Annotated in this window: 16 protein-coding genes; 7 read left to right on the top strand and 9 right to left on the bottom strand. The window is 63.5% G+C overall.

Annotated elements, in window-relative coordinates:
• Positions 1 to 163: 163 nt before the first annotated feature.
• Complete coding sequence (locus SB756_RS17685) at positions 164 to 1450, bottom strand: sensor histidine kinase (RefSeq protein ID WP_063427071.1); 1287 nt, start codon at positions 1448 to 1450, stop codon at positions 164 to 166.
• Positions 1447 to 2187 (bottom strand): response regulator, encoded by a 741-nt coding sequence (locus SB756_RS17680; RefSeq protein WP_019471113.1) that lies wholly within the window; start codon positions 2185 to 2187, stop codon positions 1447 to 1449. Before SB756_RS17680 ends, SB756_RS17685 begins: the two co-directional genes overlap by 4 nt.
• A 274-nt stretch (positions 2188 to 2461) precedes the next feature.
• On the opposite strand from SB756_RS17680, the gene SB756_RS17675 reads away from it, so the two are divergent.
• The 4 genes from SB756_RS17675 (at position 2462) to SB756_RS17660 (ending at position 4687) form a co-directional block, all read left to right on the top strand.
• Positions 2462 to 2635, top strand: coding sequence for a hypothetical protein (locus SB756_RS17675; protein WP_353455055.1), 174 nt, complete (start codon positions 2462 to 2464; stop codon positions 2633 to 2635).
• Between the two features lie 71 nt (positions 2636 to 2706).
• The gene (locus SB756_RS17670; RefSeq protein ID WP_081238160.1) at positions 2707 to 2940 is read left to right on the top strand and encodes a hypothetical protein; all 234 of its coding nucleotides are present in this window, start codon (positions 2707 to 2709) and stop codon (positions 2938 to 2940) included.
• A 945-nt stretch (positions 2941 to 3885) separates the two neighbouring features.
• Complete coding sequence (locus SB756_RS17665) at positions 3886 to 4161, top strand: DUF2790 domain-containing protein (protein ID WP_063427068.1); 276 nt, start codon at positions 3886 to 3888, stop codon at positions 4159 to 4161.
• A gap of 10 nt (positions 4162 to 4171) precedes the next feature.
• Positions 4172 to 4687 carry a thioredoxin family protein gene (locus SB756_RS17660; RefSeq protein WP_410911331.1) on the top strand — a complete coding sequence of 172 codons (516 nt, stop codon included), beginning with the start codon at positions 4172 to 4174 and terminating at the stop codon, positions 4685 to 4687.
• A 60-nt stretch (positions 4688 to 4747) separates the two neighbouring features.
• Here SB756_RS17660 and SB756_RS17655 read toward each other — a convergent pair whose 3' ends face one another.
• Complete coding sequence (locus SB756_RS17655; protein WP_041167787.1) at positions 4748 to 5596, bottom strand: shikimate dehydrogenase; 849 nt, start codon at positions 5594 to 5596, stop codon at positions 4748 to 4750.
• Entirely contained in the window at positions 5593 to 6042 is a 450-nt protein-coding gene (gene aroQ, locus SB756_RS17650) for a type II 3-dehydroquinate dehydratase (RefSeq protein WP_049275278.1), read from the bottom strand. Before aroQ ends, SB756_RS17655 begins: the two co-directional genes overlap by 4 nt.
• A 328-nt stretch (positions 6043 to 6370) precedes the next feature.
• Between aroQ and SB756_RS17645 the strand changes: the two genes are divergently transcribed.
• The 3 genes from SB756_RS17645 to SB756_RS17635 are packed head-to-tail and all read left to right on the top strand — an operon-like array spanning position 6371 to position 11994.
• Complete coding sequence (locus SB756_RS17645) at positions 6371 to 7624, top strand: TolC family protein (protein WP_410911254.1); 1254 nt, start codon at positions 6371 to 6373, stop codon at positions 7622 to 7624.
• Positions 7617 to 8831 carry an efflux RND transporter periplasmic adaptor subunit gene (locus SB756_RS17640; protein WP_410911253.1) on the top strand — a complete coding sequence of 405 codons (1215 nt, stop codon included), beginning with the start codon at positions 7617 to 7619 and terminating at the stop codon, positions 8829 to 8831. The genes SB756_RS17645 and SB756_RS17640 overlap by 8 nt, the downstream gene beginning before the upstream one ends.
• A gap of 16 nt (positions 8832 to 8847) precedes the next feature.
• Positions 8848 to 11994 (top strand): efflux RND transporter permease subunit, encoded by a 3147-nt coding sequence (locus SB756_RS17635; protein ID WP_410911252.1) that lies wholly within the window; start codon positions 8848 to 8850, stop codon positions 11992 to 11994.
• Positions 11995 to 12128: 134 nt separating this feature from the next.
• Here the strand turns inward: SB756_RS17635 and SB756_RS17630 are convergent, their stop codons facing one another.
• The 5 genes from SB756_RS17630 to SB756_RS17610 all read right to left on the bottom strand — a co-directional run bounded on the left by SB756_RS17630 (position 12129) and on the right by SB756_RS17610 (position 18146).
• Positions 12129 to 13466 (bottom strand): MFS transporter, encoded by a 1338-nt coding sequence (locus SB756_RS17630; protein WP_410911251.1) that lies wholly within the window; start codon positions 13464 to 13466, stop codon positions 12129 to 12131.
• 151 nt (positions 13467 to 13617) lie between these two features.
• Entirely contained in the window at positions 13618 to 14376 is a 759-nt protein-coding gene (locus SB756_RS17625; RefSeq protein ID WP_410911250.1) for a hypothetical protein, read from the bottom strand.
• 281 nt (positions 14377 to 14657) lie between these two features.
• Positions 14658 to 16808 carry a TonB-dependent receptor gene (locus SB756_RS17620; RefSeq protein WP_410911249.1) on the bottom strand — a complete coding sequence of 717 codons (2151 nt, stop codon included), beginning with the start codon at positions 16806 to 16808 and terminating at the stop codon, positions 14658 to 14660.
• A gap of 68 nt (positions 16809 to 16876) precedes the next feature.
• Entirely contained in the window at positions 16877 to 17287 is a 411-nt protein-coding gene (locus tag SB756_RS17615; RefSeq protein ID WP_059395109.1) for a DUF2946 family protein, read from the bottom strand.
• A gap of 82 nt (positions 17288 to 17369) precedes the next feature.
• Complete coding sequence (locus SB756_RS17610) at positions 17370 to 18146, bottom strand: ParA family protein (RefSeq protein ID WP_410911248.1); 777 nt, start codon at positions 18144 to 18146, stop codon at positions 17370 to 17372.
• Positions 18147 to 18269: the final 123 nt, after the last annotated feature.

Here is an 18269-nt window from a genome sequence, read left to right as displayed (position 1 = left end):
CTCCCGGGGTGTGGTTGTGTGACCGGGAGTGTGTCGAGGCGGGGTATCTGCAGTGTGTCAGGGGGATGCAGTTGTGTATCTGTTTGTAGAGGCGACCTCGCGTTTTACAGGAACGGCCCGATCCAGATCCAAGGCCGTTCCTGCCAACTATCGCAGATGCACTTCAGGAGAGTTCGATCTGCGCGCACAATCCGCCCTGTTCGCGGTTGCTCAGGGTCAGCCGCCCCCCCATGGCCTGGATCAGCTGGTGGGCAATGGCCAGTCCCAGGCCGGTGCCACCCGTGCTGCGATTGCGTGAACCTTCCACCCGGTAGAACGGCTTGAGCACGTCATCGAGCTCGTCACCGGGTATCCCCGGCCCGTTGTCGAGCACGCGGATTATGGTGGTACTGCCCTCGCGTGATACTTGCAGCTCGGCAGCACCTGCAAACTTCAGGGCGTTGTCGACCAGGTTCACCAGTACCCGGCGCAGCGCATGCGGGCGGGTCTCCAGCAGGGCACCGCTGCTGCCGTGGCGTTCAACCTGGGCGCCGCTGTCCTGGTAGTCGAATACCAGGCTGTCGAGAAAGGCATCAAGGTTGACCCGGCAGGTCGCTTCGGTGCTGCTGTCCATGCTGCGGGCGTAAGCCACGCCTTCGCGCACCAGGTGTTCCATTTCATCCAGGTCGCTTCCGAACTTGTCCTTTTCGACCCCCTCATCCATCACTTCGACCCGCAACTTCATGCGAGTGATCGGTGTTTGCAGGTCGTGGGAGATGGCTGCCAGCAACTGCATGCGTTCCTTGAGGTGGGCAGCAATGCGCGCCTGCAGGGCGTTGAAGGCCACGGCAGCGTAACGCACCTCACGTGGCCCGCTTTCATCCAGTTGCACGCCGGGTTGGTCCGGGTCGAGGTTGTCCACTGCCTGGGCCAGTCGGGTGAGCGGGCCGATGGCCAGGTGTACCGCCAGCCAGGTACACAGCATCAGCACAGCCAGCTGAATCAGCAGCACCACGGGCAACCAACGGGCTACCGGGACCGGTGCGGGTGTCACGTCGATGGTCAGTGGCGCGCCGTCGGCCAGGTTCAGGTGCGCCTGGAAGTGCGCATTGGGCCCCGGAATTTCCTGGAAGGTCAGGCGGTAGTCGCTGCCAATGGCCTTGACGATCGACGCGGCGGCCATCGGTGGGTCACTGCTGGCCATCGCTTCGCCTGCCAGGCCCTGGTCGAGGCGATAGCGGTAGGTGCGCCGTTCCAGGCGGGGCAGCCAGGCGGCACGCTCGGCTGCAGGCAGGCGATCAAGGATGGCAACCGAAGTCGCCACGTCCTGTTCGAGGTTGCTGAGCATCATCGAGCGGCTGCTGATATAGCGCTCGTAGGCCTGCAGGCCGAACGACAGACCATAAGCCAACACCAGGCCGGTGAAAAAGATCATCGCCAGACGCGAGGCCAGGGTGCGCGGCCATTTCATGAGGGGGACTCGAGCAATTGCACCGGCAGCGAAAACACGTAGCCCTCGCTGCGCACGGTCTTGATGCAGCTGGGCTCGCGGGCGTCGTCGCCCAGGCGCTGGCGCAGGCGGCTGACCAGCAGGTCGATGGAGCGGTCAAAGAGGTCAGCTTCGCGGCCTTGTGTCAGGTTGAGCAACTGTTCACGGCTGAGCACCCGCTGCGGGTGGTCAAGGAACACCCGCAACAGGCGGTACTCGGCGCCACTCAGGGCCACCAGGGTGCCTTCGTTGTCGAGCAGGTGGCGCGCGGTGGTGTCCAGCCGCCATTGGCCGAAGCGCAGCAGGCGGCTGCTTTCGCTGATGGTGAGGTTGGGTGGCAGCATGCGCGTGCGGCGCAGCACGGCATTGATACGGGCCAGCAGCTCGCGGGCAGAGAACGGCTTGGTCAGGTAATCGTCGGCGCCCATTTCCAGGCCGATGATGCGGTCGGTTTCATCGTTGCGGGCCGTCAGCATCAACACGGGGGTGTTGCGGTGCTTGCCGGCGCGCAATTCGCGGCACAGCAGCAGGCCGTCGTCGCCAGGCATCATGATGTCGAGCACGATCAGGTCGACGCTGTTGGCTTCGAGAAAGGCGCGCATCTGCCGGCCGTCGGCGACGATGCTGGTGCGCAGGCCGTTCTTCTTGAGGTAGTTGCCGACCAGTTCGCGGATTTCGCGGTCGTCGTCGACGATCAGGATGTGATCGACGTGTTCCATGCGCAGCGTTCCTGTTCGAGTGGGGTTGGCGCAGTGTACCCGGCGCGTTTGCGCTTGCCTGCGGGGGTTTGTATTGCAGTGTATCTGGCAGGGAAGCCGAACCGTGCCCGGGGCTGGTTGAAGCGGCCCGCGGCCAGCCAGCCCAGTGCTGGCCATTGACCGCCTGGCCGATAAAAGCCGGGTACGCGGCGGGTTCCGAGCCTGATAGCACTACAGAGCGTACAATGATCGTTCGGGTAACTGTATTTCAGTGGCTCATTACCGAGTAGCCTCCATGCATCAGACATACCCCGGCACAGCCCAAAGAGCCCACGAACGCCTTTGCGAGCAAATCGAAACGTTCCTCCAGCATGGCGGCCATATCCAGCACGTAGCCAGCGGTGTCACCGGTACCCCGTATGGCGTAGCCAAAGCTCAGTGGGGCAAGGAACGTACAGCCAAGCCTTGATGGCCTGCCTTTGCTGCCTGAACCGACCACCATTCGAGCGCTTCAATACCGATTTTTGAAGGGGCACGCCCGTGAGCGAAGAGCCGAGCGACTGCGTAATTGCCGTTTGCATAGGTATTTCTGAACAACAAGTGACCCAATACCGACGGGAGAGCTTTTTGCTGGGAGACGGGTCATGGCTGGTGCATTTCGCTTTTGTCATGCCCAAAGAGCTTCGTCATCAACTCACCGGCAGTTTTACACTCCTGTTGAAGGCCTCACGAGCGCGTGGCGATACCCGCCAGGCCGACGAGCTTGGATCATGAAGCGCTTTAAATACTGCAACAGTGCGCAAAGAATATCGTTGTTATTTTCCTGTTCATGAAGCGCGGCTTATAGATTGTGTCCGGTGGTCTGATACCTGCTTCTTGTTTTCAGGCAGGGCGCATACTCAGTAAGCTCAGAATATCTGGGCCTATGAGAGGTGCTTATGTACGGTAAAAACCAGACAGGGCAGGGCTCGCCGGAGAGTGATCCGGAAATTGATCAGGATCGCCAACTGTTGCGCAATGATCGGCTTGTTCAGTCTCCAACTGATGATCGGGAAAATTACATCGATCCTGACCCTGTTACTGAGGTCGAGCCAGTGCCTGCAGCAAAGCTATTGGCCTCGAATGCACCGAGATTCAGCCGCCATTCGGACGGCCCGGATACCCCGTGGAGACGCGCCTGGCTGCACTAGCCCTGTGCTGATAGATCGCATGACAAAGCATGCTTTTTTCCAGCGTTCCACATCCTGAAGAACAATATGAGCCATTGAAACAGGTGGCTCTATCGAGGTTTTTATGAAAGATAAGCAAACCGTTCAAAGCGGTAGTTGCTCGGGTGATGGCGACAATAAATCCACTCAGCGTTCCAGTAAAGGTGAAAACAGAGGACCGCTGACAGAACGTGCATCGAGGGCTGAGTTATACAGCCGTCACGATAAAGTTGAACCTGTGAGTGATAACAAGCGTTAGGTTGTAACTAATTTAATCTATTGTATCCGTTTGTACAGCCGGGGCGCCCTTCATGGGCGCCTTCTTTTTTATAACTACCTGCTTGCGAAGGGTTTTCCATGATTTTGCGATGTTTTTCCGAAAAGGATGCAGCTACAGGCGGACGCACATCCCGGGGTTGAGTGACACAGACGGGATACTTGGCAGGCGTCAAATGGCTCTCGACCGGGGAACAATACGCCCCACTGCCAAGCGTTTCACAGGAGAGATGCCATGAACTTCAAGACTTTCGCCAGCGCCAGCCTGTTCGCCGTGCTCAGCTTTGGCACCATTGCGGCCCAGGCCGCCACCGCACCCATGGGCGAGGCCGGTGCCATGCAGTACCGCTACGGTGAACACCTGGATGTGAAGAAAGTGCTGTCGGTGCAGGACGACCAGAGCAACGCCTGCGGCCTGGTGAACACCCGTATGGACTACCTCGACTCCAACGGCCATCAGCAGAGCGTGCAGTACCGCACCTATGCCACCGGTGGTTGCCATGAGAATTGATCGCCGCCTGATGCTGAAGGTGGGTGGTATTGCCCTGGCGCTGACGGGGCTGGGGTTGGCGGGGCACCTGATGGCCCGTGACAGCTACGGCGCCATGCCGTCGCTGTCGGGGGCCAGCGAGTGGATCAATTCGTCCCCGCTGGATGGGCCAGCGCTCAAGGGTAAGGTGGTGCTGGTGGACTTCTGGACCTGGGACTGCATCAACTGCCAGCGCAGCCTGCCTCATGTGAACGACTGGGCGCGGCGTTATGCCGAGCAGGGGCTGGTGGTGGTGGGCGTGCATACGCCGGAGTACGACTACGAGCACGATGTGGGCACCCTGCGAAACAAGGTGGCAGGGCTGGGTATCGGTTACCCGGTGGCGGTGGACAACGACCATAAGGTGTGGAATGCCTGGGGCAACCAGTTCTGGCCGGCGCATTACTTTGTCGACCGTAAGGGGCAGGTGCGCCATGTGCACTTTGGCGAGGGGGATTATGGCGGGCAGGAACAAGTGATACAGGCGTTGCTGGATGAGCGCGGGTGATTCGCCTGTACCGGCCTCTTCGAGGCGTCGAACCGCCGCGAAGAAGCCAACACTTTTCTATCAGGTGAAACTGGCAAAGTGCGCCTGCATCCGCGCCGCATCCGCCTGGCGCCCGCTGAACAGCTCGAACGCCTTTACCGCCTGGAACACCGCCATGTTGCTGCCATCCAGCGTGCGGCAACCCAAAGCCCGAGCCGCACGCAGCAGTTCGGTCTCCAGCGGGAAGTAGATGATTTCCGCAACCCATAATCCCGCATGCAGCAGCTCGACCGGCAGCGGTGTGCCTGGCAGCTTGGCCATGCCGACCGGCGTGGTGTTGACCAGCCCGTCCGCCTCGGCCACGGCTGCGGCCAGGTCGGTGCCGAGCACGGCACGGCCAGCGCCGAAATGGCCATTCAGGTTGTCTACCAAGGCCTGCGCGCGGGCCGCATCCACTTCGAACAGCACCAATTGCTCGACCCCTTCACCCAGCAGGGCGTGGGCCACGGCCGAACCGGCGCCACCGGCACCCATCTGTACCACCTGGCGTCGAGCCACGTCGGGCAGGCCGCGGCGCAAGCCTTCGGCAAAGCCCAGGCAGTCGGTGTTATGGCCAACGCGTTTGCCGTCCTTCAGCACCACGGTATTCACCGCGCCGATGCCACGGGCTTCGTCCGACAGTTCGTCGAGCAGTGGCAGGATCGACTGCTTGAACGGGTAGGTGATGTTCAGCCCGGTGAAGCCTGTGTGTTGCGCGGCGTCGAGCAGGCCGGGCAGGGCGCTGTCCTCCAGTTGCAGCTGGTCGGCATCAATCAGCCGGTACAGGTAGCGCAGGGCCTGGGCGTCACCTTCGTGTTCGTGCAAGGCAGGGGTACGCGACAACTGGATGCCGCGGCCGATCAGGCCGGCGAGGATGGCGTGCTGGCTCATGCCGTGCGCTCCTGGAACATTTCGGCAAAGTGGCTGAGGGCCATGCGGTAGCCATGGCTGCCCAGACCGCAGATCACGCCCACGGCGATGGACGATACGAATGAGAGGTGGCGGAACGGCTCGCGCTTGTGCACGTTGGACAAGTGCACTTCGATGACTGGCACTTCGCTGGCCACCAAGGCGTCGCGGATGGCCACCGAGGTGTGGGTCCAGGCGCCGGGGTTGATCACGATACCGGCACAACGGCCGCGGGCGGCGTGGATCCAGTCGATCAGTTCGCCTTCGTGGTTGGTTTGGCGGAATTCGATTTCCAGGCCGTTGGCATGGGCAGTATCGGCACAACTCTGGGCCAGGTCAGCAAGGGTTTCGCGGCCGTATTGGGCAGGCTCGCGGGTACCCAGCATGTTCAGGTTGGGGCCGTTGAGCACGAGAATAAGGGGCTTCATGACGAGCATCGCTTTGTTGTTGTTGGATGCATCTAGTTTTGTACCGCCTGGTTAGTTTAGTCAATTGCACTAAAACGCTGCGCCCGGAAAGTGGGCGATTATCGAACCCTCAGCATGTACATACCCCCTGTAGGAGCAGCCTTGTGCTGCGAAGAGGCCGGCAATGCCATTACATCTGCTGTGGCATTGCCGGCCTCTTCGCAGCACAAGGCTGCTCCTGCAAAGAGAAATGCAGCTGGATTACAGAATTGTAATTTTCCCGCCACCACCTCGATAACCACGGCTTCCTACAGTGCTTCGCCTACACGCGTCGACGAGGAATCTGTTCGTGCCCATCCCCCGCAAGATCGCCTTGCTCTGTCTGGTGCTGGCCAGTGCCAGCAGCGCCCAGGCCAGTCAGAGCCTGAGCCTGCCCCAGGCGCTCGCCGCCGCCTTTGCGCAAAACCCGGAGCTGGCCGCAGCCGGCCGGGAAATCGGCATTGCCGACGGCGAGCGGCGTCAGGCCGGGTTGATCCCCAACCCAGAGCTCTCCTGGGAGGTCGAGGACACCCGCCGCGACACCAGCACCACCACCGTCACCCTCAGCCAGCCGCTGGAACTGGGCGGCAAGCGCGGCGCACGTATTGCCGTGGCCGGTACCGGCCAGGCCATTGCCCAGCTTGGCCTGGAGCGCCAGCGCAATGGCCTGCGTGCCGATGTGGTGCAGGCGTTTCACGCCGCCTTGCGCGCGCAGACTGCGCTGGAGCTGGCGCAGCAATCACAGGCATTGACCGAGCGCGGGCTGCGCGTGGTGCAGGGGCGGGTGACCGCTGGCCAGTCCTCGCCCGTGGAGGCAACCCGTGCCCAGGTGCAACTGGCCCAGGCCCAGGCTGAAGTGCGCCGCGCGCAGACCCAGCGCAGTGTGGCCTACCAGGCTCTGGCACGCCTGACCGGTAGCCCGTTGGCAAGCTTCGACCCGTTGCAGGCCGCCAACCTTTCGCCTGGCATGGCGCCCAGTGCCGACGCCTTGCTCGACCGTGTCGAGCAAACGGTCGAATGGCGTCTGGCTGCTGCCCAGGTCGAGCGCGGAGACGCGTCGCTGGGGTCGGAAAAAGCTCAGCGTATTCCCGACCTCACCGTCAGCCTCGGTAGCCAGTACAGCCGCGAGGACCGCGAGCGCGTGAATGTAGTTGGCCTGTCCATGCCATTGCCACTGTTCGACCGCAACCAGGGCAACGTGCTGGCGGCTGCACGCCGTGCCGACCAGGCGCGTGACTTGCGTAACGCCGTGGAGCTGCGCCTGCGTAGCGAAACCCGCAGCGCCGTCAGCCAGTGGCACACGGCGATGGAGGAGGTGGATGCCTACGACCGCACCATCCTGCCCTCTGCGCAACAGGCCGTGGACACCGCCACCCGTGGTTTTGAAATGGGCAAGTTCGCGTTCCTCGATGTACTCGACGCCCAGCGCACGCTGATCGAGGCCCGCGGGCTGTACCTGGAAGCTTTGGCTGCGGCGACCGACGCGCGGGCGCAGGTCGAGCGGATCTATGGCGACCTCGATGACCTGAGCACCCCCTTGAACAGCAGGAGCAACAATGACTAACCCACGCAAAGTAGCCCTTCTGGTCGCCGCCATCGCCGCGCTCGGCCTGGGCGGGCTGGCTTGGACCGGCAACCTCGGCCAGGCGTCGAATGCGCAGGCCCGGCACGACGACCATGGCGAAAACAGCCACGGCCATGGTTCCGAGAAGGCGGCCGAAGGCCATGCCGAGGAAGGGCACGGCGAAGAAGAGGGCCAGTTGCACCTGTCCATCGCCCAGATCGAGGCCGCCGGTGTGCAGCTGGCTGCCGCCGGCCCTCGTGAGTTGGGCACCGCCTTCAGCTTCCCGGGGGAAATCCGCTTCGACGAAGACCGCACTGCTCACGTGGTGCCGCGTGTACCCGGCGTGGTCGAGGCGGTGCAAGCCGAACTGGGCCAGCCGGTCAAGCGTGGCCAGGTACTGGCGGTGATCGCCAGCCAGCAGATTTCCGACCTGCGCAGCGAGCAACAGGCCGCCCAGCGCCGCCTTGAGCTGGCGCGCCTGACCTTCCAGCGCGAACAGCAGCTGTGGCAGGAACGCATCAGCGCCGAGCAGGATTACCTGCAGGCGCGCCAGGTACTGCAGGAGGCCGAGATTGCCTTGGCCAACGCCCGGCAGAAGGTCGCCGCCGTAGGCCCGGCCGGCGCTGGCAACCGCTATGAGCTGCGCGCACCGTTCGATGCAGTCGTGGTGGAAAAGCACCTGACTGTGGGCGAGGTGGTCGACGAGACCAGCAACGCTTTTACCTTGTCTGACCTGAGCCGGGTCTGGGCCACCTTCGCCGTGGCCCCGCGTGACCTGGACAAGGTGGTGACCGGCCGCAATGTCACGGTCAGCGCGCCGGACCTGGGCGCTCAGGTCGAAGGCAAGGTCAACTACGTCGGCAGCCTGCTCGGCGAGCAGAACCGCGCCGCCACGGTCCGCGCCACCCTGGCCAACCCCAACGGCGCCTGGCGCCCCGGGCTGTTCGTCAATATCGCGGTCAGCGTCGAGCGCTTCAATGCCGCCGTTGTGGTGCCGGAGAGCGCCCTGCAAAGCTGGGAAGAACAGACTGTTGTGTTTGCCCGCACCGAGGAAGGCTTCGAAGCCCGCCCGGTGAAGGCCGGCCGCCGCGACGCCGGCCATGTGGAAATTACCAGCGGCCTGGCGGCCGGTACCCAGGTGGCCGCCGCCGGCAGCTTTGTCCTCAAGTCGGAACTGGGCAAGGGCTCGGCCGAGCATAGCCATTGATCACGGGGACACCTGCATGTTCGAACGCCTGATCCAATTTGCCATCGAGCAGCGCCTGGTGGTGATGCTGGCCGTGGTCCTGATGGCCGCGGTGGGTATCCACAGCTACCAGAAACTGCCGATCGACGCTGTACCGGACATCACCAACGTCCAAGTGCAGATCAACACCGCCGCGCCTGGCTACTCGCCGCTGGAGACCGAGCAGCGCATCACCTTCGCCATCGAGACCGCCATGGCCGGCCTGCCAGGGCTGAAGCAGACCCGCTCGCTGTCGCGTTCGGGCCTGTCGCAGGTCACGGTGATTTTCGATGACGGCACCGACCTGTTCTTCGCCCGCCAGTTGGTCAACGAGCGCCTGCAAGTGGCCCGTGAGCAATTGCCCGAAGGCATAGAAGCGGGCATGGGGCCGATCTCCACCGGGCTGGGCGAAATCTTCCTGTGGACCGTGGAGGCCGAACAGGGCGCACTCAAAGAGGATGGCACCCCGTACACCCTGACCGACCTGCGGGTAATCCAGGACTGGATCATCAAGCCGCAGTTGCGCAATGTACCGGGGGTGGCCGAAGTGAACAGCATCGGTGGCCATGCCAAGCAGTACCTGATTGCACCGGAGCCCAAGCGGCTGGCGGCCTACAAGCTCACCCTCAACGACCTGATCGCGGCCCTGGAGCGTAACAACGGTAACGTTGGCGCCGGTTACATCGAACGCAATGGCGAGCAGTTGCTGATCCGGGCACCGGGCCAGGTGACCTCGGCCGAAGACATCGCCAATATCGTCATTTCCAGTGTTGATGGCACGCCGATTCGCGTCAGCCATGTGGCCGAGGTTGGCCTGGGCGAAGAGCTGCGCTCAGGCGCGGCCACCGAAAACGGTCGGGAAGTGGTGCTGGGCACGGTATTCATGCTGGTTGGCGAGAACAGCCGCACAGTGTCCCAGGCCGTTGCCGCCAAACTGGTCGAGATCAACCGCAACCTGCCCAAGGGTGTGGTAGCGGTGACCGTGTATGACCGCACCAACCTGGTGGAAAAAGCCATCGCCACGGTGAAGAAGAACCTGATCGAAGGCGCGATTCTGGTCATCGCCGTGCTGTTCCTGTTCCTGGGCAACATCCGCGCCGCACTGATCACCGCCATGGTCATCCCGCTGTCGATGCTGTTCACCTTCACCGGCATGTTCAGCAACAAGGTCAGCGCCAACCTGATGAGCCTGGGGGCACTGGACTTTGGCATCATCGTCGACGGCGCCGTGGTTATCGTGGAAAACGCCATCCGCCGCCTGGCCCATGCACAGCAACGCCACGGCCGCATGCTGACCCGCAGCGAGCGCTTCCATGAAGTGTTCGCCGCCGCCCGCGAGGCGCGTCGGCCACTGATCTACGGGCAGTTGATCATCATGGTGGTGTACCTGCCGATCTTTGCCCTGACCGGGGTCGAGGGCAAGATGTTCCACCCCATGGCCTTTACCGTGGTCATGGCCCTGCTCGGCGCCATGATCCTTTCGGTCACGTTCGTGCCGGCGGCCATCGCCCTGTTCGTCACCGGCAAGGTCAAGGAGGAGGAAGGCCTGGTGATGCGCACGGCGCGTCAGCGCTATGCCCCGGTGCTGGCCTGGGTGCTGGGCCGGCGCAAGCTGGCGTTTGCCGCCGCGGCTAGCTTGGTGGTGCTGTCCGGGGTCATGGCCAGCCGCATGGGCAGCGAGTTCATCCCCAGCCTCAGCGAGGGCGACTTTGCCTTGCAGGCCCTGCGCGTACCGGGTACCAGCCTGTCGCAGTCGGTCGACATGCAGCAGCGCCTGGAGCAGGCGATCATCGCCCAGGTGCCGGAAGTGGAGCGGGTGTTCGCCCGTACCGGTACTGCCGAGATCGCCTCCGACCCGATGCCACCGAACATCTCCGACGCCTATGTGATGTTGCGCCCGCGCGAGCAGTGGGTAGACCCCGGCAAGCCGCGTGACGAACTGATCGCCGAGGTACAACGTGCTGCCGCCAGCGTGCCGGGCAGCAACTACGAGCTGTCGCAGCCGATACAGTTGCGCTTCAACGAGCTGATTTCCGGGGTGCGCAGCGATGTGGCGGTGAAGTTGTTCGGTGATGACATGGATGTGCTCAACCGCACCGCCGCGCAGATCGCCAGCAGCCTGCAGGGGGTAGCGGGTGCGTCCGAGGTGAAGGTCGAGCAGACCAGCGGCCTGCCGGTGCTGACCATCGACATCGACCGCGACAAGGCGGCTCGCCATGGCCTGAACGTGGGCGACGTGCAGGACGCCATCGCCATTGCCGTGGGTGGCCGCACCGCGGGCACGCTGTATGAAGGTGACCGGCGCTTCGACATGGTGGTGCGCTTGCCGGAAACCTTGCGCACGGATGTGGGCGGGCTTTCCAGCCTGCTGATTCCGGTACCGGCCAGTGCTGCAGTGGGCGCTGCGCAAATCGGCTTTATCCCGCTGTCGCAGGTGGCCACGTTGAACCTGCAACTGGGGCCTAACCAGGTCAGCCGCGAGGATGGCAAGCGGGTGGTGGTGGTCAGTGCCAACGTACGGGGGCGTGACCTGGGCTCGTTCGTGGAGGATGCCGAGCAGACTCTGATCCAGCAGGTGCAGATTCCGCCGGGTTACTGGACGCGCTGGGGTGGCCAGTTCGAACAGCTGCAATCGGCAACCGAGCGCCTGCAGGTGGTGGTGCCGGTGGCCTTGCTGCTGGTCATGGCACTGCTGCTGATGATGTTCAACAACCTCAGGGACGGCCTGCTGGTGTTCACCGGGATTCCGTTTGCCCTGACTGGCGGGGTGCTGGCGCTGTGGCTGCGGGATATTCCGTTGTCCATTTCAGCGGGCGTGGGGTTCATTGCCTTGTCGGGGGTGGCGGTGCTGAACGGGCTGGTGATGATCGCCTTTATCCGTAGCCTGCGCGAAGAAGGGCGCCCGTTGCGGGTGGCGGTGGAGGAGGGCGCGCTGACGCGCTTGCGGCCGGTGCTGATGACGGCGCTGGTGGCTTCGCTGGGGTTCATTCCGATGGCGTTGGCGACGGGGACCGGGGCTGAGGTGCAGCGGCCGTTGGCGACGGTGGTGATTGGCGGGATCTTGTCTTCTACCGCGTTGACGTTGCTGGTGTTGCCGGCGTTGTATCAGTGGGCGTACCGGCGCGAAGAGGCGCAGGAGGGCTGATAACTCGGGGCCGCTTTGCGGCCCTTTCGCGGCACAAGGCCGCTCCTACAGGGTCCGCGTCATCCCCTGGCTGACACGGTCCCTGTAGGAGCGGCCTTGTGCCGCGAAAGGGCTGCAAAGCAGCCCCAAAAATCTCAGACGGTACTTCGGACTCCAGCCCGTACAGCGTCCGAGCCCACCTCATCATGCAACGAAATCCGCGAAGTCTCCGGCAACGCCAACCCACCCACCAACGCCACCAGCGCAATCACCACCAGGTAAAACGCCGGTGCCAGGCTGCTGCCGGTCTGCCCGATCAGCCAGGTCGCCACCAGCGGCGCGGTACCGCCAAAAAGGGTATAGGCCACGTTGTAGGTAATCGCCGAAGCGGTATAGCGGGTGCGGGTGGGGAAGCTCTCCGACAGCAGCGCTGCGGTCACCACGCCACTGCACAAGGCCCCCACCGCCAGCAGGATCACCCCCAGCAGTGCGCCGGACATCGAGCCCGAGCTGGCCAGCCAGTACGCCGGGAACACGCACATCATCACCCACAGGCAGGTAAAGCCAATGGTCTTGCGCCGCCCCACCCGGTCCGAGAATGCCCCGGCCAGTGGGCAGCCGACAGCGGCGAACAGCAGCGCCACGGTGGTTACCAGCAGCGACTGCGCGCGGGTCAGGTTGCCCACCAGTTGGAGGTACGTGGCGAAGTAGGTGGTGAACATATAGAACGACAGCGCGGTCAGCGAGATGAAAGCCCCCAGGTTGCGAATGACCCGGCCATGGTGACGCAGGGTGTGTTTGAGCGGCGAATGCTCATGCTCCTTGCCTTGGGCGACGGCTTCGCGAAAGGCCGGGGTTTCTTCCATGCGCCAGCGCAGGTACAGGCCAACCAACCCCAGCGGTGCGGCGATCAGGAACGGAACGCGCCAGCCCCAGGCATTCATCGCCTCGGCCGACAGGCTGGCTTCCAGCCCATAGGCGATCACGGCGGCGCAGGCGAAGGCGGAAAAGGTCGAGACCGGCACGAAGCTGCCGTAGAAGGCACGCCTGTCGTTGGGCGCGTGCTCCATCAGGTAGGCGCAGGCCCCCGCGTACTCGCCACCGGCAGAAAACCCTTGCAAGCAGCGCGCCAGGGTCAGCAGCACGGGGGCTGCCAGGCCGATGCTGGCGTAGGTCGGCAGCAGGCCGATCAGGGTGGTGGAGCCGGCCATCAAGAGGATGGTCAGCGACAGGATGCGCTTGCGCCCCAGGCGGTCGCCCAGCGCGCCGAACACGATGCCGCCCAGCGGGCGAAGGGCGAAGGCCACGGCGAACACCGCGAACGTCTTGAGCAAAGCCACGCTGGCGTCTTCGCTGGCAAAGAACTGGCTGGCGATCAGTGTGGCGAGAAAGCCATACACGGCGAAGTCGAACCATTCGACGAAATTGCCGATGGCCGAGGCGGCGATCACCCTGCGCAGGGTGGCGGGGGATACCTCATGAGGTGCGGACATGCGGGTGCTCTCCGGTTCCATTGGCAGCCATGATGAAAGTGGCACGGTCGGGCCGCGCCATCATTGTTGTGCTTGCCAGTAGATAACCGGGCGCAGGCCGGTGCTTTGTCGAGGGCGACCTCGGGATACCTGATTCAACCGCTGTTGCGGTTTACAGCCGGCCCACCTTCCAGGGGGCGTATTCCATTTCACTGTAACCCTTGGCCCGGCCGTGCTCGTCGGCGCTGAAGCCTGGTAGCTTGCTCAGGTCAAGCGCCATGCAGCGGCTGTTGACTTCGGCCTGCAGCTTGCCATCGAGACGAAAGTCATCCGGCCGGTTCGGGTGGGGATAGATCTGCACCAGGCAGCCTTGGACCTTGCCCTGCGCATTCGCATCATAGTAGAGCGAGGCCCTGCCGATGCTGTCCACCGGCAGGTCGCGGAACAGGTGCTGCCAGAAAAATTCACGTTGTGCATTGGCTTTGCGCCGCGGCGTTTCAGGCGCCTGGGCCGCAGCGGGCAGCACCACGAACAGGGGCGCACGTACTTCCACCGTGCCGTCTTCGTCGCGCAGCGACTTGGGCACCACGGGGTAGATGGTCTTCCAGCATTGCGCCTCGACTACGCTGGCCAACGCCTTGAAGTCCGAGCGGGGCAGGTCGGCAGGCAGCACGGTTTCATACTTGATCGGTGCCTTGCTGGCTTTGCAACTGACGGGCGCGGAATGCTGGTCGAGTTTGACATCCAGCATGACCACGCCGATCTGCTTGTCCGTGTCTGCTGTCGCGATGCCCAGCTTCAGGGCTTGTTGCATGTCGCTGACGAATGTCTGGCGCGCCTGCTTGTCCGCCTCGGAGGCAGGCCGGCTTTGGCAACCCGCCAAGGCGATGAGTGCGGTAGCCACGAGTGCCGGAGACAACGATCTGAACACAGAACCTTCCTTGATGTGATTGAGCCGGCCCTCATGCCGGCGGTGACAAGAAATTATCACGCGAAATGCGTGAGGACTGTGTGTGGTTTTTGTGGAGAAATGTGGGACCGACTATTTTCCACCATCACCCAAGCTACCACTCACCCGGTAGGAGCAGCCTTGTGCTGCGAAGAGGCCATTGCAGCACAAGGTGATATTTAGCCCTTCCGGCCTCTTCGCAGCACAAGGCTGCTCCTACAGGTGTTGGGCCCGCTGCCGGGAGTGGGTAACCGAGCTGAAGGTTAGAAGCGCATGTCCAGTGCCAGTTCGAAGGTGCGCGGCGGCCCCATGTAGTACTGGCTGTTGTAGGCCTGCTTGGCATATACCTCATCGGTCAGGTTGCGCACCCGCCCGGTCAGCGTGGTGTGTTCATCCAGCCGGTAGCGGGCGAACGCGCCGAACAGGGTGTAGGCCGGGGCCTTGAGGCTGTTGGCGTTGTCGGCATACACCGAGCCCACGTAGCGCCCGTCCGCGCCCACCGACCATGCCGGCGACAGGCTGTAGGTCAGCCACAGGTTGGCGACGTTGGCCGGCACGTTGGTCGGCGCATTACCCTTGCGTGACACCGATTTGCCGTTGACCGCCTCGTTGAACTCATCGTACTGCGCATCGACATAGGCATAGTTGGCCTCGGCCAGCAGTTTCGGCGTTACCTGCAAGCGCCCGGACAGTTCGACGCCGCGTGAGGTCTGCTGCCCGGCCTGGACTGTGAGGTTGGCGTCGTTCGAGTCGCGCACGGCAAAGTCCTTGCGCACGATCTGGTACAGCGCCAGCGTGGCCGCACCGCGCCCGTCGAGGAAGTCGAACTTGCTGCCCACTTCCCACTGCTCGCCCTTGGACAGGTCGAACAGCCCGACGTTGGAGTAGGTCGCCGCTGCCAGCGAACCGGCCGGTAAATCGGCCGAAGAGCTGTACTGCACGTACACGCTGGCCGAAGGTGTCAACGCATAGGTCAGGCCGATGCGCCCGGACAGCGGTTCCCAGCGTCGTTCGAAATAGGCTGGCGAGGTGGGCGTTACCGCGCCGTAGTTGGTCACTTCCATGTCCAGGTAGTCGTAGCGCAGGGCGGTCAGCAGGGCCAGGCGCTCGGTCAGCTGCAAGCGGTTTTCGGCGAACACTGCGCGGTTGATGACCTCGTGGTGGCGTTGCTTGGTCAGGCCGGCATTCACCCCGGGGATGTCATCGAAGCTGCCGGGGTCGAACTGCTCGGCGTCGACCACGTCGCTCCAGCTGCTGGAGGTGGGGTAGAGGGTCTGGCGCATGCGCGAGTACTCCAGCCCCAGCGACCATTGGCTGGCCAGGCCGAGCAGCTGGTTATCGTGGCGCAGCTCGATGCGGTCGCCCAGCAGGTTCTGGTCGTGGCGCTGCAGGTAAGGGCTGCTGCGCTGCACCTTGCCATCGCTGGTATAGGCGTAGCGTTCAAGGTTGCGGTAATCGCGCTGGGCGTTGTAGTGGTACAGGGTGTTCTGCACGCTGGTGCTGTCGCTGATCTGGTAGTCGAGGATCGAGCGTAGCCAGCGCACCCGTTGCTCATAGCGGCCGTCGGCTACGTTGTAGTTTTCGAAGCGGCGGCTGTTGTCGATCTTCATCGTGCTGCGCCCGGGCAGGATCGGTGAGCCCCAGTAGGGGCTGTCTTCGCGGTCTTCCTGATACTCCAGCGCCAGGGTGTGGGTGAGGTTGGGTGCCAGGTCGCTGAGCAGCGAAAAGGCCAGGCTGTCGGTGTGCCGTTCGTTGCGGTCGACGAAGCCGTTGCCATGCCCGCGGCTGAAGTCCAGACGCGCGAAATGGCGGGCATCGGCGGGGTTGCTGGCCAGCGCCTGGTTGATACCGAATGCCACCTCGCTGTCGTCGAAACTGCCATAGCGGATACGCCCGTCAATGATCTGCTGGTCGCGGCTGGCGAGCTTGGTGATGTAGTTGATCGAACCGCCCACTGCGCCCGCGCCATGCAGGAACGAAGACGGCCCTCCAATCAGCTCGACGCGGTCGAGTACCCAGGCGTCCACTGGCCGGGTGGCGCTGCTGTAGCCCAGGTTGATGCCGTTGTACAACTGGGTGACCTGGTTCTGGGTAAAGCCGCGATAGGCGACGAAGCCGCCAAAGCCTGGGTTGGCGGAGGCGTTGACACCGGTCATGGCGTTGACCACGTCCTGGCTGTCTTTGGCGCCGCGTTCTTCGATCAGGCGGCGGTCCGAGACGCTGACCGAGGCGGGCGTTTCCCGCGCGGTCAGGCCAAGGCGCGAACCGGTCCGGATCGGCTCGTCCAGCTGCACGCCGCTGGCGGCGTCGCGTTCGCCGTCGATGGTGGTGGCGCCGAGTTCGACAGGGGCGGTTTCAGCGCAGGCAAAGCTGCAGGTGCCCATGAGGAGCACCAGGGAGGTCTTGCGAAGCATGTTTGTGTGTCTTCCACGCAAAGGTCATGGCTGACGGCGAACGCGCGCAAAGGCGCGCCCGGCTGAAGTCAGGCGAAATGAAGTACGGCTGCGGGGGAGACGGCGGGGGAGGCGCGGGGGTTGAGGGCGGGGCGTTGGTAGCGCGGCGGCGGTTGTGCCCAGCTGCGCACCACGATGGGCGAGGTGGCCACGACTTGCGCCGGTGTGAACGACCAGCCGCCGCTGCTGAGCGGTACGGCCAGGCCAAACGAGGAGCACACCGGGCAGTCGAGCTGGGCCATGTGCTGGTCACCGCCGGCACCGTCCAGGTCGATGGCCACGCCGTGTTCGCTGTTGACCGAGCAGAAGCCGCCTTCAAGGCCGGCCAGGCGCAGGCCACCCATCTGGCCATGGTGCAGGCCGCACAGCAACAGGCTGAACAGGACGCTGGCATAGAGCGTCCAGGCAGTCAGCGTGCGAGTGTGCCGGGTGGTTTTCATGGCGGCGAATCTACCACCCTGATGAACGGTCGGGTAGTGCTTTTACTGCAAGTTTCCGGGGCGCAGAGCGCTCCCCGTTCTGTCAGGCCGCCCGCTCCAGCGCATCCAGCAAATCGACAAACTCCATCGCCAGCTTGTGCCGTGGCGCCAGGTGCACCAACGGCACTGACGCCTGGTGCGATTCACGCATCTTGATCGAATTGCTCAGGTACACCGGCAGCACCGGCAGGCCTTCGCTGCGCAACTGGTCGACCAGGGTCTGGTGCAGGGCGGTGCGCCCGGCGAACTGGTTGACCACCACACCTTCTACCTGCAACGCCGGGTTGTGGTCCTGGCGCAGTTCCTCGACCTCGGCCATGACACTGTGCAGGGCTTGACGCGAGAAGCTGTCGCAGTCGAACGGGATCAGCAGGCGCTCTGCCGCAACAAGCGCGCTGAAGGTGTAGAAATTGAGGGCCGGCGGGGTGTCGATGTAGATCCGCTCGTAATCCTCGCCCAGTTCCACCAGCAACTTGCGCAGCTTGTTGATCTTGAACTTGCTCTCCAGCTTGCTTTGCAGGTCGCTGAGGTCGGGGCTGGCGGTGACCAGGTGCAGGTTGCTGTAGCGGGTTTCGGTGATCGCCACCCGGTGCTTCTTGCCAGCCGCCGTGACCGGTGACAGGGTCTGGCGGAAGAAATCGGCGATGCCGGCAGGAATGGCGTCGTTGACCAGGCCGGTCAGGTAGTAAGTGGCATTGGCTTGCGGGTCGAGGTCGACCAGCAAGGTCCGATACCCCTCGGCGGCACTGGCAGCGGCGAGGTTGCAGGCGATGCTGGACTTGCCGACGCCACCTTTCTGATTGAAAACCACACGACGCATGAGACGCTCATCCATGAAATGAAAATGTCAGGTTGTGGTCAATCCTATGACCGGAACACGACAGTTTTATGACAAAGATTGTTACAACAATCACTTTCATCGTTGGCTGTACCTGCGCAGAGG

The sequence above is a fragment of the Pseudomonas sp. SIMBA_068 genome (assembly GCF_046534705.1).
In the GTDB taxonomy this organism is placed as follows: domain Bacteria; phylum Pseudomonadota; class Gammaproteobacteria; order Pseudomonadales; family Pseudomonadaceae; genus Aquipseudomonas; species Aquipseudomonas putida.
This window is presented reverse-complemented; position numbering and strand designations above follow the sequence as displayed.